Origin of the sequence: Enterobacter cloacae complex sp. 2022EL-00981 (assembly GCF_028737495.1) — a bacterium.
GTDB lineage: Bacteria > Pseudomonadota > Gammaproteobacteria > Enterobacterales > Enterobacteriaceae > Enterobacter > Enterobacter cloacae.
Map to the genome: position 1 here is coordinate 20,237 of NZ_JAQZRK010000024.1, position 16,285 is coordinate 36,521.

Sequence of the window (16,285 nt, forward strand, 5' to 3'; positions counted from 1 at the left end):
TATCAGGACTCCCGGCTACGAGCACACATCATCGTCGCTTCGCAAACAACTTTGCCGTCAACCAGCGCTACGCCTTTAAAGCGAGTCAGGCCACGACGCGTTTTTTCAAAAGTGACTTCCATGATCATCTGATCACCAGGCACGACAGGACGCTTGAAGCGCGCTTCATCGATACCCGCGAAGTAGTACAGTTCACCCGGCTCCAGTTTGCCTACGCTTTTAAACGCAAGAATACCGGTAGCTTGTGCCATCGCTTCCAGGATCAACACACCCGGGAAGATGGGTTTACCAGGGAAGTGCCCCTGGAAGAATGGCTCGTTAACGGAGACATTTTTCACTGCGCGCAGAAAACGACCTTCTTCAAAATCCAGCACACGGTCTACCAGCAAAAACGGGTAGCGGTGCGGCAGAAGTTCTAAAATCTCTTCAATATGCAGAGTATGAGTGTCGGTAGTCAAAATACTCTTCCTGTCAAAATGTACTGATTAGCAATAATAACACGGCCTGCCGGTTTAAAAGAAAGCCGACAGGCCGGGAAATTAAGCGTTAAAAAGATGAACGCTTAGTCTTGTTGATCGATCTTACGCTCAAGGGACTTGAGTCGCTTGCTCATATCATCAATATTCATCACCAGAGCTGCTGTTTTACGCCATACCTTGTTAGGTTGCAGCGGGATGCCTGAGGAATAGACGCCTGGCTCAGTGATAGGACGCATTACCATGCCCATTCCCGTCACGGTGACCTTGTCGCATATTTCCATATGACCATTGATCACGCTGGCACCGCCAATCATGCAGTAACGGCCAATTTTCAGACTGCCTGCCATGATAACGCCACCTGCAACCGCGGTATTGTCGCCAATCACAACGTTATGCGCAATCTGGCACTGATTATCGATAATAACACCGTTGCCGATAATGGTATCGTCAAGCGCACCACGGTCAATGGTGGTACAGGCTCCGATCTCAACGCGATCGCCAATGATAACGCGACCAAGTTGCGGGATCTTAACCCAATTACCACGATCGTTAGCGTAGCCAAAACCGTCAGAACCAATCACTGTGCTGGACTGAACGAGGCAATTTTCGCCGATTTCAACTTCGTGGTAGACGGACACATTGGCCCACAAACGTGTCCCGGCGCCGATTTTTGTGTTTTTCCCAACGAAGCAGCCCGGGCCGATGACGACGTTATCGCCCAGTACGACGCCAGACTCGATCACGGCATTTGCGCCGACTGCTACGTTGTTACCCAGCTGAGCCGTCGGATCGATTGCTGCACTGGCAGCAATGTTTTGCGCCGGCTGCGGCGTGGTATCAAGAATTTGTGCCATGCGAGCATACGTCAGGTAGGGATTTTTCACTACCAGTGCCGCACCAGTGGCAAACGGAAGATCGTCCTGCGTCAGAACAACAGCCGACGCCTGGCATTGAGCCAGATGTTCACGGTACTTAGGGCTTACCATGAAGGTAATATTGCCAGCTTTAGCAGATTGCATGGACGCAACAGCGGTGATGACGATATCGCCATCACCGTGTAATTCTGCATCCAACTGCTGAGCTAAATCAGCCAGTCGAATTGAAGGCATTACTTATTTAACCTGTTTCAGAACATCAGCGGTGATGTCTTTAACATCGCTGCTGTTGAAAGCAACGGCGTTCGCATCAACAACCAGATCGATGTTCTGATCGGCAGCAACTGCTTTAACAGCAGTCTGAATGCGAGTCACCAGCTTGCCACGCTCTTCGTTAGAACGACGCTGACGATCCTGCTCGAAAGCCTGCGCTTTCTGGGAGAACGTCTGGCGCTGAGCCATTACGTCTTTTTCCAGTTTGCTGCGCTCGCTTGATTTCATGGTAGAACCATCACGCTGCAGACGCTGCATTTTGGACTGAAGATCGTTTTCCATACCCTGCAGTTCGCTTGCACGGCCTTTGAATTCGTTTTCCAGAGTCGCAGAAACGCCAGTTTTCTGTGCAACCTGCTGGAACAAATTACCCATGTTGACGATTGCAATTTTGTCTGCTGCCTGAGCAGAAGTTGCCATCGCTAAACCGAGACCTGCAGCTAATAACCACTTTTTCACAATTAACTCCTTACCATCCCATTGGCACCAGAAGGTACCGTTCTTTGCGTGGCAAGGCGATCGTTTTACCGATCGCCGGTTGTCAGCGCTACACTGCCAACGCATTCCTTTGCCGCGGAGAATTACCAGGTTTTACCAATGTTAAACTGGAATTGCTCCGACTTATCTCCATCATATTTCTTAAACGGCTGGGCGTAAGAGAAGACCAACGGCCCCAGCGGTGACATCCATTGTAATGCGATACCTGCAGACATGCGAATATTGCCCGGATCGCTGTAGTCTGGAACACCTGCCGCACGCATCTGGGCAGTGTTCTCCCAGTTGGTATCCCACACGGTACCGGCATCCCAGAAGAAGGACGTACGGACTGAGTTGGCGTATTTATCACTGATAAATGGCGTTGGCGTGATGAACTCAAGGCTCGCCACGGCCATGGCGTTACCGCCTACCGCATCATCAGAGCTACAAACCTGTTTTGGATCCCGGCTTGCGCAGTTATCTTCGTCATTACCGCCGTAATAAACCGCTTTCGGACCAATGTTGTTGGACTGGAAGCCACGAACGGTACTGGAACCACCGGCGTAGAAGTTCTCATAGAACGGCATCTCTTTGCCGCCTAAACCATCGCCATAGCCCCAACGGGTACGACCCAGAACCACCCACTTATGATCGTCATCGATCGGGAAGTACGAGGCAGTATCAAGCGTTAACTTGTAGAACTCGTTATCAGACCCTGGAATAGTCACTTTACCATTCAGGTTGACACGAGAACCTTCCGTAGGGAAGTAACCACGGTCAAGGCGGTTATACGTCCAGCCGTAGTTGAAGGTGAAGTCATCCGCAGCAAAACCGTTGTTATCGCTGGAGGTGCTCGCCGACTGGCCGATAGAGTCCAGATAACGCCACATTGCCACCTGCGGTTGCATATTGGACAGGTCGTTATGCACGTAACCTAAGCCCGCACGCAGGGTGTTGTATTCGTTAACCGGGAATCCAAGCGTACCATCTACACCGTAGCTCTTGTTGGTGTAGGAAGACAGATCCGCGTCGTCTGCTTTAAAGTCGTTATAGAAGATACGACCACCCAGGCTCACACCATCGACGGTGAAGTATGGGTTAGTAACAGAGAACTCAGAGTAGGTCTGGTAGTCGTTTTTGGTTCCGTTGATGCCAACTGAGTAACCGGTACCCAGCCAGTTATCCTGCTGAACGCCCACCTGGAAGCTCACGCCGCTTTCAGTACCGTAGCCCACACCGAAGTTAAAGCTACCGGTATTACGCTCTTTCACCTTGTAAACGACGTCAACCTGGTCCGGGCTGCCCGGCACACGCTGGGTATCAGTATCAACAGTTTCAAAATAGCCCAGACGGTTCAGACGCTCTTTACCCTGGTCAACGAGGTCGCTACCTAACCATGCACCTTCCATCTGGCGCATTTCGCGACGCAGAACAGAATCTTTGGAGGTGTCGTTACCTTCGAAGCGGATCTTACGCACGTAGAAACGGTTGCCCGCATCAACGTTGACGTGAAGCTTAACGGTTTTATCCGCATCGTTGATTTCTGGCTGAGTTTGAACACGCGGATAGGCATAACCATAGCGGCCGAGCAGCTTCTTAATGCCGTCTTCCATTTTGGTTACTTTAGAACCGCTGTACAGATCGCCTGGCTGAATTTTGGTCAGCGATTCGATCTCGGCAGAATGCCCCGCCAGGTTGCCACTTACTTCAACACCCGAAAGCTTGTACTGATCGCCTTCTGTGATGTTAATCGTAATGTAGATCCCTTTCTTGTCCGGGGTCAGACTCACCTGAGTCGAGTCGATGTTGAAACGGGCATAACCGCGATCCAGATAGTAGCTGCGCAGGGTTTCGAGGTCGCCCGCCAGTTTCTGTTTCTGGTATTTGCGATCGCCCACCACGTTCCACCACGGCACTTCGTCACGCAGCTGGAAGGTGGAGATCAGTTCGTCGGTAGTGAACGCGTGGTTCCCGACGATGTTGATCTGTTGGATCTTCGCCGAGACGCCTTCCTGGAAGACCAGCTTCAGGTCAACACGGTTACGCGGCAGCGGAGTCACCACCGCTTTCACGCTGGCGCTGTACTTACCGACGCTGTAATAGAAGTCTTCCAGACCTTTTTCAATGTCTGAAAGGGTGGTGCGGTCCAGAGATTCCCCCACACGAACACCGGATGCTTCAAGGTTCTGCTTGAGCATGTCATCTTTCACCGACTTGTTACCGGAGAAAGTGATACTGGCGATCGTTGGACGTTCTTTTACCTGAACCAGCAGCGTATCACCATCGCGCAGGACGCGGACATCCTCAAAGTTGCCGGTGGCAAACAGAGCACGGATGGTGTTACTGATGTCATCATCATTAACCGTATCGCCGGGGCGCACAGGCATACTGAGGAGGGCCGCACCAACGGCGACACGCTGAAGGCCTTCGAAATGAATGTCTTTCACTACGAACCCGTCAGCACCGTATACGGTGGCGCTGCTAAACAGCAGCGACGCTATGAGCAACTTTTTCATCGCCATCGTTATTATGCGTTCTTCCTAACTAACTCTCTTACAACCGAGAGAAATCATTGAAAAGTGCAAGCCCCATTAACAGCACCAGCAAAATCGAGCCAATGCGATAACTAAAGTCTTGAACTCGCTCGGATACCGGCCCGCCTTTTAGCTTTTCAATCGCTAAAAACAGCAGATGACCCCCGTCTAAAACGGGAAGCGGGAACAGGTTGATGATCCCAAGGTTCACGCTAATGAGCGCGAGAAACATGAGATAGTAAATCACCCCGAACTCCGCTGACATCCCAGCCCCCTGAGCTATCGAAATTGGCCCACTGAGGTTGTTCAGTTTCACATCACCGGTTATCAATTTCCCCAACATGTTTACCGTCAGCTTCATCAGTTGCCATGTTTTATCCGTGGCTTCAAGGATGGCGCTAAACGGCCCATACTGGCGTATTGTCTTGTACTCATCAGGCAGCGGGATCACTTTAGGCACAACGCCTGCAAACCCTTCTGCCTTTTTGCCGACCGATTTGCTATCCGGGATCAGCGTCAGCGAGAGTGGACTACCCTGCCTTTCAACTTCCAGCGCGAGCGACGTACCCGGATTATCGCGCACCAGAGTAACAAAGGTCATCCACTGTGTTAATGGCTGACCATCGACTTTAACGATCCTGTCGCCAGCTTGCAAACCCGCTTTGCTCGCCGCCGAATTTGCCTGAACTTCGGCTAATATCGGTTCGATCTGCGCACCACGTGGGCGAATCCCCAGCGCAGAGACGGGATCTTCTTTGTCTGGCTCGAAACTCCAGTGACGCAAATCCAGCACTTTATTCTGTCGCTGGTCAGAGCCAAACGGCGACACGCTGACCGTGGTCTGCTCATCACCGATTTTGGCTACCAGTTGCAGTCGCACGGCATCCCAATCAGGGGTTTCGATACCATCAATCGCTTTAAGTTCCATCCCCGGCGTAATTTGCGCACTCGCCGCGATGGAATTGGGGGCGATTTCACCGACAACCGGACGCACGCCCGGAACGCCGATGATAAACACCAGCCAGTAAGCGAAGATAGCAAAGATGAAATTGGCTACCGGTCCGGCAGCAATGATGGCGGCACGTTGTCCAACGGTTTTGTTGTTAAACGCGCTGTGTCGAAGCTCAGGGGCCACAGGCTCAACACGTTCGTCGAGCATTTTGACGTAGCCACCGAGCGGGATAAGGGCGATGACAAATTCCGTGCCGTGACGGTCGGTACGCGTCCAGAGCGATTTGCCAAAACCGATGGAGAACCGCTCCACGCGCACACCGCAACGGCGAGCAACCCAGAAATGGCCAAATTCATGCACGGTAATCAGTACACCCAGTGCAACAATGAACGCCGCCAGATTCCAGAGAATGCTCAGCATAAAACCTTCCGTTAAATCGTCCCGAATACCAGTAAAAGCAGACAAGCAAACACGGGAACAGCCGCTGTCAGGCTGTCAATGCGATCCAGTATCCCGCCATGCCCTGGAATCAGGTGTCCGCTGTCCTTAATCCCTGCTTCTCGCTTGAACATACTTTCGGTTAAATCACCGAGTACCGAGGCCAGCGCGGCAAAAATCGAACACACCAGCAGTATTGACGGTGCAATGTCCAGATTCGCCCAGACGCCATAGCCCCAGGAGATAATCGCTGCCGTAAACAGGCCGCCGATGAATCCTTGCCAGGTTTTACCAGGCGACACCTTCGGAGCCAGTTTATGTTTGCCGAACAGTTTACCAAACATATAGGCCCCAGAGTCAGCCCCCCAGACCAGAATCATCACATAAAGCAGCCAAATCGCACCGCTGTAGTGGTTTTCGTCGTAGTGCCAGGCGCGCAGGGCAACCATGCCCCAGAAAAAAGGCACGATGGTAAGAAGACCAAATATAAGGCGCAGCACTTTTGAATTGCGCCACAACGCCGCGGAGCCTGGATAAAAAAGCACCAAAACAAGGGCGGCGATCCACCAGGCCAACGATACCCACAGGGACCCGGCAACCAGTGGTTGGTGAATATCATGGTGATATTCAGGCAAGGTAAACAGCATCAGGGCCAGGATCAAGCCACAGAGTACCGCCAGCCATACCCGCTGACTGCGCGACGTAAAGCCGCTAAACTGTCCCCATTCCCACGCGGCCAGCATACACACCACCAGCGTGACAATAGCAAATCCCACCGGGGGCAGTAAAAACAGCGCCGCAATGACAATGGGTATTAATACAAAAGCGGAAATCAGGCGATACTTCAGCAAAAGCTACCCCCATCAGGCTTTGTCGCCACCAGGCTCGGTGCCGCCGAAACGACGCTCTCGATTGGCAAAGGCATGCAGCGCACCTTCAAAGTCTTGTTCATCAAAATCGGGCCAAAGCACATCCGTAAAGTAAAGTTCGGCATAGGCAATTTGCCACAGCAAAAAGTTACTTATGCGATGTTCTCCCCCTGTCCTAATTACCAAATCCACAGGTGCCAGTTCATTCATGCAGATTTGCTTGCTCAGCGCGTCTTCATCAATTTGGTCGGGTCTCAACAACCCTTCCTGAACCTGTTCGGCCAGGTGCCGAACCCCCTGGATAATATCCCAGCGTCCACCGTAATTCGCCGCGATATTCAGCGTCAGACCCGTGTTATTTTCAGTCAGCGCTTCTGCTTTACGAATCCGTTCCTGCAAACGTGAGTTAAAACGACTGGTTTCGCCAATGACACGCAGGCGCACGTTGTGGCGGTGCAGGCTTTTTACTTCGCTGTCGAGCGCCCACACAAACAGTTCCATCAACGCAGTCACTTCCTGCGCAGGTCGATTCCAGTTTTCACTGCTAAAAGCATAGAGCGTTAACGCATCAATGCCGTTATTGGCGGCAAAAGAGACGGCGCGGCGAACAGATTTCGCCCCAGCTTTATGCCCAAAGGCTCGTATCTTCCCTTGTCTTTTCGCCCAGCGGCCATTGCCATCCATGATGATTGCTACATGACGGCAGCCATGAGCTGGCAAGTTTTCGCTTATTGGTTGATTCGCAGACAACATAACGCGTTTTTAGTCCCTGAAAAGGATTTAACGGTACTCAGGAATACTGAAGCCTATACGTAAAAAAGCCGTGTCAAACCACGGCTTACCTGACCACTTAAAGTCAAATACCTGCGATCAGGTGGCGCAGACTATATCACCGAAGCCCAACGCTAACAAATAGCACGACGACTAGTGCTTGCTTTATCACCAGCTTGCGAGACGTGTCACCTGTTTGCGCGCAATAATACGAGCCTGCTCATCCACCGCCAGCACCTCTTCCACGCTTTGTGGTTCGCGCAGATCCATCAACTCCAGTACCGACAAATTCAGCATAGCGATATCGGTGAAACGGATCTGCTGATTCAGAAATGCTTCAACGGTAATTTCATTGGCTGCATTGAGTGCCGTCGTCGCCGCCTGCCCCTGGTCAAAGGCATTCATTGCAAGCTTAAGACACGGATAACGATCGTAGTCAGGTTCACTGAACGTCAGGGAACTCAGCTTGCAAAAATCGAGTGGCTTCACGCCAGATTTCACGCGTTCAGGCCATGCCATTGCATGTGCAATTGGCGTACGCATATCCGGCTCTCCCAGTTGCGCCAGCACGCTGCCGTCCTGATAGCGCACCATCGAGTGAATCACCGATTGCGGGTGGATCAGCACTTCCATCTGTTTCGCCGACGCGTTAAACAGCCAGCGAGCTTCAATGTATTCCAGACCTTTGTTCATCATAGTGGCAGAGTCAACGGAGATCTTACGCCCCATTGACCAGTTCGGATGACGGCACGCCTGATCCGGCGTCATTGCGCTCAGTTCAGTCAGTGGCGTTTCACGAAACGGGCCACCAGACCCGGTAAGCAAAATCGATACAACCCCATTCTGCTCCAGGTCAGCGTACCCCAGGTTCTGCTGAAAAGGTTGCGGTAAACTCTGAAAAATGGCGTTGTGCTCGCTGTCGACCGGCAAAAGTCGTGCTCCGCGCTGCTTAACCGCCTCCATAAACAGGCGTCCGCAGGTCACCAGCGACTCTTTATTCGCCAGCAGAACATCTTTACCGGCATCGATGGCGGCCAGCGTCGGCAGCAACCCGGCCGCGCCAACAATGGCGGCCATCACCTGATCGACCTCATCCAGCGCAGCCATCTCACAGGCAGCCTGTTGCCCGCTCAGGACCTCGGTACGACAGCCCTTCTCTTGCAGAACGGCTTTCAGCTGGCGGGCGCTCTCTTCGTCATCCATTACCGCATAGCGGGGCGTAAACTCCAGACACTGCTCGACCATTCGCTGCACATTCTTCCCGGCCACCAGTGCTGTCACGGTGTAAAGCGCGGGGTTGTGGCGTACAACGTCGAGAGTGCTGCAACCGATAGATCCGGTTGAGCCAAGGAGAGTTAAATGCTTCATGAGATGCCCGAAAAAAGTTAGACCAGATAAAAGCAAAACGCCGCCAGCAAGACCCGAAGTCCCTCTGAACGGCGTTTATCAGTGTACGACAGAAATCAGAACTGCATCAGTTCCGCTTCTTTATCTGCCAGCGCCGCATCAATTTTCTTGATGGCCGCGTCAGTCATTTTCTGAATGTCGTCCTGGGAACGACGATCGTCATCTTCACTGATCTCTTTTTCTTTCAGCAGCGCTTTCACTTTATCGTTCGCGTCGCGACGGACGTTACGCACGGAAACACGACCCTGCTCAGCTTCACCACGCACCACTTTGATCAGGTCTTTACGACGCTCTTCCGTCAGCGGAGGCAGCGGAACACGGATATCAGCACCCGCAGAGCTTGGGTTCAGACCAAGGTCAGACGCCATGATCGCTTTCTCAACCGCCGGGCCCATAGAACGATCGAACACGTTGATTTTCAGCGTACGGGTATCTTCTACGGTAACGCTCGCCAGCTGACGCAGCGGGGTTGGCGTACCGTAGTACTCTACGATGATGCCATCCAGCAGGCTTGGGGAAGCACGGCCAGTACGGATCTTGCTGATTTGGGTTTTGAACGCTTCTACGCATTTTTCCATGCGTACTTCAGCATCTTTTCTGATGTCGTTAATCACGTTACGAATCCTTGAAAACTTGTCTCAGGCAGACTATCCGCCAGCACAGCGCTACAGGTGTGCTAAGTATAGTCGCGTTTAATTCATGACAACGCCAAAGGCGCGCCCGGGTAAGATACCACTACAAAATAAAGCGGAATCTTACCTGTATTTATCGCCGACGGAAATTATTCCGTGATCAATGTGCCTTCTTTTTCACCCATGACCACGCGACGCAGCGCGCCAGGCTTGTTCATGTTGAAGACACGGATCGGCAGTTTGTGGTCGCGAGCCAGCGTGAAGGCGGCAAGATCCATCACTTTCAGCTCTTTTTCCAGTACTTCGCTGTAGGACAGCTGATCGTACATGGTAGCAGAGGGATCTTTTGCCGGGTCGGCGGTAAACACGCCATCCACTTTGGTGGCTTTCAGCACCACATCGGCTTCGATTTCGATACCGCGCAGGCAGGCAGCGGAATCGGTCGTAAAGAACGGGTTACCCGTACCGGCGGAGAGGATCACCACGCGGTTGTTGCGCAGCAGGCTGATGGCTTCTGCCCAGCTGTAGTTATCGCACACGCCATTCAAAGGAATAGCGGACATCAGGCGGGCATTCACATAGGCACGATGGAGCGCATCACGCATTGCCAGACCGTTCATCACGGTTGCCAGCATACCCATATGGTCGCCCACAACGCGGTTCATCCCCGCTTTCGCCAGACCAGCACCACGGAAAAGGTTGCCACCGCCAATGACTACGCCGACCTGAATACCCAGTTCGACAAGTTCTTTGATCTCCTGTGCCATGCGGTCGAGAATGCTTGCGTCAATACCGAAGCCTTCCGATCCCTGCAGCGCTTCGCCACTCAGCTTAAGCAGAATGCGTTTGTACACGGGTTTTGCATTGGTAGCCATGTTTCTTTCCTGAGACTGTCAACGATTAAGATGGGGGTAAATTCTGGCGACATAGTATGTCGCATACCAGCACAGCGATACGGGATCCTGTCTGATTTTCGTCTGACGGGTGACAAAAAGAAGCCGCCCTCAGGCGGCTCCTTTTTCATCATTAAGACTGCTTGGACATTGCAGCAACTTCTGCTGCGAAGTCAGTCTCAACTTTCTCAATGCCTTCGCCCACTTCGAAGCGGATGAAGCCAGTGACGTCAGCGTTGTGCTCTTTCAGCAGCTGAGCAACGGACTTGCTTGGATCCATAACGAAAGGCTGGCCAGTCAGAGAAACTTCGCCGGTGAATTTCTTCATGCGGCCTTCAACCATTTTCTCTGCGATTTCTTTTGGCTTACCAGACTGCATCGCGATGTCCAGCTGAACCTGGTACTCTTTCTCTACCACTTCAGCAGACACGTCTTCTGGCTTAACGAATTCTGGTTTGCTTGCAGCGATGTGCATTGCCAGCTGTTTAACCAGCTCTTCGTCAGCGCCTTTAGCCGCAACCAGAACACCGATACGCGCACCGTGCTGGTAAGAACCCAGAACGTCGCCTTCCAGGGAAGCCACGCGACGGATGTTGATGTTCTCACCGATTTTAGCAACCAGCGCAACACGTTCTTCTTCGAACTGTGCTTTCAGAACTTCAACGTCAGTGATTTTGCCAGCAACAGCTGCGTCCAGAACTTTGTTAGCAAATGCCTGGAAACCACCATCTTTAGCAACGAAGTCAGTCTGGCAGTTAACTTCCAGAATGATGCCGTAGGTGCCGTCGATTTTAGTGATGATCACGCCGTCAGCAGCAACGTTGCCTGCTTTTTTAGCTGCTTTGATCGCACCGGATTTACGCATGTTTTCGATTGCCAGCTCGATGTCGCCGTTCGCTTCAGTCAGCGCTTTTTTGCAATCCATCATGCCTGCGCCAGTACGCTCGCGCAGCTCTTTTACCAGGGATGCGGTAATTTCAGCCATTCTTAAATCCTCGGGAGATGTGAACTGCCCGGCCTGCGGCCAAACAGTATAAATTGAAAAAAGGGGCCGATAATGGGCCCCTATTCATACACGGTACTAATAAGGGGTGAAACCTTATTATTCAGCTTCTACGAAGCTTTCTTCCGCCTGAGAAGCCAGATCCTGGGAACGGCCTTCACGAACGGTAGCAGCTACAGCGCTCAGGTACAGGCTAACAGCACGGATTGCGTCGTCGTTACCCGGGATAACGAAGTCAACACCGTCCGGATCGGAGTTGGTATCAACGATAGCGAATACCGGGATACCCAGGTTGTTAGCTTCTTTGATTGCGATGTGCTCGTGGTCTGCATCGATTACGAACAGCGCGTCTGGCAGGCCGCCCATATCTTTGATACCGCCCAGGCTGTTTTCCAGCTTGTCCAGCTCACGAGTGCGCATCAGCGCTTCTTTCTTAGTCAGCTTGTCGAAAGTACCGTCCTGAGACTGGGTTTCCAGATCTTTCAGGCGCTTGATGGACTGACGAACAGTTTTCCAGTTGGTCAGCATGCCGCCCAACCAGCGATGGTTCACGAAGAACTGGTCGCAGCTGTTAGCAGCATCTTTCACAGCTTCGCTTGCAGCGCGCTTAGTACCAACGAACAGAATCTTACCTTTACGGGAAGCGATCTTGTTCAGCTCAGCCAGGGCTTCGTTGAACATTGGTACCGTTTTCTCAAGGTTGATGATGTGAACTTTGTTACGTGCGCCGAAGATGAAAGGCTTCATTTTCGGGTTCCAGTAACGGGTCTGGTGACCAAAGTGAACACCAGCCTTGAGCATGTCGCGCATGGAAACAGTTGCCATGTTTAAAACCTCTATATTGAAAGTTGGGGTTATGCCTCCACGTATCCCATATTACCGACCCCGAAGGGCACCCCGGAATATGTGCCGATACGTGTGTGTTGTTACACAAAGTGAGATTTGTCGCTTCCGTCCAGCCTGTGTATCTGAGATGGATCGGAAGTCCGGCGCGCTTTATACCACAAAACACGGCCAGAAACCAATAGTTGTTGGCTGAGTGTGCTGTTAATGATTCTCAGTTTGGCACGGGGTGCGCCTGACTGGTACCATTGACGGCACTTAGACTAGTATTGTCGAAAAAATCGACACCGATGGACAGATTACATGGCTATCTCTATTAAGACCCCTGAAGAAATTGAAAAGATGCGCGTCGCCGGTCGTCTGGCCGCGGAAGTGCTGGAAATGATCGAGCCGTTCGTGAAACCGGGCGTCAGCACCGGCGAACTGGACCGCATCTGTAACGACTATATTGTTAACGAGCAGCACGCGGTCTCCGCCTGCCTCGGCTACCACGGTTTCCCGAAATCCGTCTGCATTTCTATAAATGAAGTGGTGTGCCACGGTATTCCGGACGACGAAAAACTGCTGAAAGATGGCGACATCGTCAACATCGACGTCACCGTCATTAAAGATGATTACCACGGTGACACCTCGAAGATGTTTATCGTGGGCAAGCCAACCATCCTGGGCGAGCGCCTGTGTAAAGTGACGCAGGAGAGCCTCTACCTGGCACTGAAGATGGTAAAACCGGGCATTCGCCTGCGCACCATTGGTGCCGCTATCCAGAAGTTTGTGGAAGCGGAAGGTTTCTCCGTGGTTCGCGAATATTGTGGTCACGGCATTGGCCGCGTCTTCCACGAAGAGCCGCAGGTTCTGCACTATGATGCGGATGACGGCGGCGTAGTGCTGCAAAAAGGCATGACCTTCACCATCGAGCCAATGGTCAACGCGGGTGACTACCGTATCCGCACCATGAAAGATGGCTGGACGGTGAAAACCAAAGACAGAAGCTTGTCTGCGCAGTACGAGCATACTATTGTGGTAACAGACAACGGCTGCGAAATTATGACGTTGCGCAAGGATGACACCATCCCGGCAATACTGACGCACGATGAATGATAAAAAAGCCGGCAAATGCCGGCTTTTTTAATGGCTATAGCTTTTTCTTATGGGTGGCGCACGATGAGTAATCTATTACCCGAACAGTATGCTAACACAGCACTTCCCACCCTCCCCGACCAGCCCGATAACCCGGGCGTCTGGCCGCAGCACGAGCTGAGCTGTGCCGGCATCAAAGCCCATATGGATGTCTTCCAGCGCTGGCTGGGAAGCGCGTTTGACGCGGGCATTTCCGCTGAACAGCTGATCGAAGCGCGCACCGAATTTATCGACCAGCTCCTGCAACGCCTGTGGATTGAGAACGGGTTCGGGCAGGTCAGCGACGTGGCGCTGGTTGCCGTCGGGGGCTATGGCCGCGGTGAGCTGCATCCGCTCTCCGATATCGACTTACTGATCTTAAGCCGCAAAAAGCTGCCGGACGAACAGGCGCAAAAGATTGGCGAACTGCTGACGCTGCTCTGGGATATCAAGCTGGAAGTTGGCCACAGCGTGCGCACCCTGGAAGAGTGTTTGCTGGAAGGGTTATCGGATCTGACCGTTGCCACTAACCTGATCGAAACCCGCCTGCTGATCGGCGACGTCGCGTTGTTCCTGGAACTGCAAAAACACATTTTCAGTGACGGCTTCTGGCCGTCAGAAAAGTTCTTCGCCGCAAAGGTCGAGGAACAAAATCAGCGCCACCAGCGCTATCACGGCACAAGCTATAACCTTGAACCGGATATTAAAAGCAGCCCCGGCGGCCTGCGCGACATCCACACATTACAGTGGGTGGCCCGTCGCCACTTCGGCGCCACCTCGCTGGATGAGATGGTGGGCTTTGGCTTTTTGACCGAAGCCGAGCGAAACGAGCTGAACGAGTGTCTGCATCTACTGTGGCGCATTCGGTTTGCCCTCCATCTTGAACTTAATCGCTACGATAACCGTCTGTTGTTCGACCGCCAGCTCAGCGTGGCCCAGCGCCTCAACTACAGCGGCGAGGGTAACGAACCGGTTGAGCATATGATGAAGGATTTCTTCCGCGTGACTCGCCGCGTCACCGAGCTCAACCAGATGCTGCTACAGCTGTTCGACGAAGCCATTCTTGCGCTGACGGCGGACGAAAAACCGCGCCCCATCGATGACGAGTTCCAGCTGCGCGGCACGCTTATCGATCTGCGTGACGAAACCCTGTTTATGCGCGAGCCGGAGGCGATCCTGCGGATGTTCTATACGATGGTCCGCAACAGTACGATCACCGGGATCTACTCCACAACCCTGCGCCATTTGCGCCATGCGCGCCGCCATCTGACGCAGCCGCTGTGCTATATCCCGGAAGCGCGTTCGCTGTTCCTGAGCATGCTCCGACATCCGGGCGCCGTCAGTCGCGGGCTGCTGCCAATGCACCGTCACAGCGTACTGTGGGCCTATATGCCGCAATGGTCGCACATTGTCGGGCAGATGCAGTTCGATCTGTTCCATGCCTATACCGTGGATGAACACACGATCCGCGTCATGCTCAAGCTGGAGAGCTTTGCGAAAGAAGAGACGCGCTCCCGTCACCCGCTTTGTGTTGAGCTGTGGCCACGTCTGACCCACCCGGAGCTGATCCTGATTGCCGCCCTGTTCCACGATATTGCCAAAGGTCGCGGCGGTGACCACTCGGTGCTCGGCGCGCAGGACGTGCTGAAATTTGCCGAACTGCACGGTCTGAACTCGCGCGAAACGCAGCTGGTTGCCTGGCTGGTCCGCCATCACCTGCTGATGTCGGTTACCGCTCAGCGCCGTGACATTCAGGATCCTGAAGTGATCAAGCAGTTCGCAGAAGAGGTACAAACAGAAAACCGTCTGCGCTATCTGGTCTGCCTGACGGTGGCCGATATCTGCGCCACCAACGAAACGCTGTGGAACAGCTGGAAGCAGAGCCTGCTGCGTGAACTGTACTTTGCGACCGAAAAACAGCTGCGCCGCGGCATGCAAAATACCCCGGACATGCGAGAGCGTGTTCGCCATCATCAGCTGCAGGCTCTGGCCCTGCTGCGGATGGACAACATTGATGAAGAGGCATTGCATCAGATTTGGGCCCGCTGTCGCGCCAACTACTTTGTCCGCCACAGCCCAAACCAGCTGGCCTGGCATGCACGGCATCTGCTACAGCATGATTTGTCGCAACCGATGATCCTGCTCAGCCCGCAGGCGACACGCGGTGGTACCGAGATCTTTATCTGGAGCCCGGACCGTCCTTATCTGTTTGCTGCGGTATGCGCTGAACTGGACAGACGAAACCTGAGCGTGCACGACGCGCAGATTTTTACCACCCGCGACGGCATGGCGATGGACACCTTTATTGTGCTGGAGCCGGACGGCAGCCCGCTGTCGTCGGATCGTCATGAAGGGATACGTTTTGGTCTGGAACAGGCCATCACCCAGCGCAGCTGGCAGCCACCACAGCCGCGTCGTCAGCCGGCAAAATTGCGCCACTTTACCGTCGATACCGAGGTCAATTTCCTGCCGACCCACACCGATCGTAAATCGTTCCTGGAGCTGATTGCCCTGGATCAGCCAGGACTGCTCGCCCGCGTCGGCCAGGTCTTTGCCGATCTGGGAATTTCGCTCCACGGAGCCCGAATTACAACCATTGGCGAGCGAGTAGAAGATTTATTTATAATCGCAACAGCGGACCGGCGTGCCCTTAATAATGACCTGCAACTTGAAGTGCAACAACGGTTGACAGCAGCCCTCAATCCAAACGATAAAGGGTGACG

Annotated in this window: 14 protein-coding genes; 2 read left to right on the forward strand and 12 right to left on the reverse strand. The window is 53.1% G+C overall.

What is annotated here, in order from left to right; genetic code table 11:
* Positions 1 to 2 precede the first annotated feature (2 nt).
* The 12 genes from fabZ to rpsB all read right to left on the reverse strand — a co-directional run bounded on the left by fabZ (position 3) and on the right by rpsB (position 12,428).
* The gene (fabZ, locus tag PUZ33_RS18315; protein ID WP_010426706.1) at positions 3 to 458 is read right to left on the reverse strand and encodes a 3-hydroxyacyl-ACP dehydratase FabZ; all 456 of its coding nucleotides are present in this window, start codon (positions 456 to 458) and stop codon (positions 3 to 5) included.
* Positions 459 to 562: 104 nt separating this feature from the next.
* Complete coding sequence (gene lpxD / locus PUZ33_RS18320) at positions 563 to 1,588, reverse strand: UDP-3-O-(3-hydroxymyristoyl)glucosamine N-acyltransferase (RefSeq protein WP_013095661.1); 1,026 nt, start codon at positions 1,586 to 1,588, stop codon at positions 563 to 565.
* A gap of 3 nt (positions 1,589 to 1,591) precedes the next feature.
* Complete coding sequence (skp, locus tag PUZ33_RS18325; RefSeq protein ID WP_013095660.1) at positions 1,592 to 2,086, reverse strand: molecular chaperone Skp; 495 nt, start codon at positions 2,084 to 2,086, stop codon at positions 1,592 to 1,594.
* Between the two features lie 122 nt (positions 2,087 to 2,208).
* The gene (gene bamA / locus PUZ33_RS18330; RefSeq protein ID WP_013095659.1) at positions 2,209 to 4,626 is read right to left on the reverse strand and encodes an outer membrane protein assembly factor BamA; all 2,418 of its coding nucleotides are present in this window, start codon (positions 4,624 to 4,626) and stop codon (positions 2,209 to 2,211) included.
* Positions 4,627 to 4,657: 31 nt separating this feature from the next.
* The gene (rseP, locus tag PUZ33_RS18335; protein ID WP_014830712.1) at positions 4,658 to 6,010 is read right to left on the reverse strand and encodes a sigma E protease regulator RseP; all 1,353 of its coding nucleotides are present in this window, start codon (positions 6,008 to 6,010) and stop codon (positions 4,658 to 4,660) included.
* 11 nt (positions 6,011 to 6,021) lie between these two features.
* A complete protein-coding gene (gene cdsA / locus PUZ33_RS18340; protein ID WP_013095657.1) occupies positions 6,022 to 6,879 on the reverse strand; it encodes a phosphatidate cytidylyltransferase in 858 nt (285 codons plus the stop codon).
* A gap of 12 nt (positions 6,880 to 6,891) precedes the next feature.
* Entirely contained in the window at positions 6,892 to 7,650 is a 759-nt protein-coding gene (gene ispU, locus PUZ33_RS18345) for a (2E,6E)-farnesyl-diphosphate-specific ditrans,polycis-undecaprenyl-diphosphate synthase (RefSeq protein ID WP_028028110.1), read from the reverse strand.
* Between the two features lie 186 nt (positions 7,651 to 7,836).
* Positions 7,837 to 9,036 (reverse strand): 1-deoxy-D-xylulose-5-phosphate reductoisomerase, encoded by a 1,200-nt coding sequence (gene ispC, locus PUZ33_RS18350; RefSeq protein ID WP_058680735.1) that lies wholly within the window; start codon positions 9,034 to 9,036, stop codon positions 7,837 to 7,839.
* A gap of 95 nt (positions 9,037 to 9,131) precedes the next feature.
* Positions 9,132 to 9,689 carry a ribosome recycling factor gene (gene frr, locus PUZ33_RS18355; RefSeq protein ID WP_008501909.1) on the reverse strand — a complete coding sequence of 186 codons (558 nt, stop codon included), beginning with the start codon at positions 9,687 to 9,689 and terminating at the stop codon, positions 9,132 to 9,134.
* A 167-nt stretch (positions 9,690 to 9,856) separates the two neighbouring features.
* The gene (pyrH, locus tag PUZ33_RS18360; RefSeq protein ID WP_003856194.1) at positions 9,857 to 10,582 is read right to left on the reverse strand and encodes a UMP kinase; all 726 of its coding nucleotides are present in this window, start codon (positions 10,580 to 10,582) and stop codon (positions 9,857 to 9,859) included.
* Positions 10,583 to 10,733: 151 nt separating this feature from the next.
* On the reverse strand, positions 10,734 to 11,585 hold the full coding sequence (gene tsf / locus PUZ33_RS18365) for a translation elongation factor Ts (RefSeq protein WP_014830708.1): 852 nt from the start codon (positions 11,583 to 11,585) through the stop codon (positions 10,734 to 10,736).
* A gap of 117 nt (positions 11,586 to 11,702) precedes the next feature.
* Positions 11,703 to 12,428, reverse strand: a complete 726-nt coding sequence (rpsB, locus tag PUZ33_RS18370) for a 30S ribosomal protein S2 (RefSeq protein WP_013095653.1) — start codon at positions 12,426 to 12,428, stop codon at positions 11,703 to 11,705.
* 321 nt (positions 12,429 to 12,749) lie between these two features.
* Between rpsB and map the strand changes: the two genes are divergently transcribed.
* Together map and glnD are read left to right on the forward strand one after the other, a co-directional pair.
* Positions 12,750 to 13,544 carry a type I methionyl aminopeptidase gene (map, locus tag PUZ33_RS18375; RefSeq protein WP_013095652.1) on the forward strand — a complete coding sequence of 265 codons (795 nt, stop codon included), beginning with the start codon at positions 12,750 to 12,752 and terminating at the stop codon, positions 13,542 to 13,544.
* A gap of 63 nt (positions 13,545 to 13,607) precedes the next feature.
* A complete protein-coding gene (gene glnD / locus PUZ33_RS18380; RefSeq protein ID WP_014830707.1) occupies positions 13,608 to 16,283 on the forward strand; it encodes a bifunctional uridylyltransferase/uridylyl-removing protein GlnD in 2,676 nt (891 codons plus the stop codon).
* Positions 16,284 to 16,285: the final 2 nt, after the last annotated feature.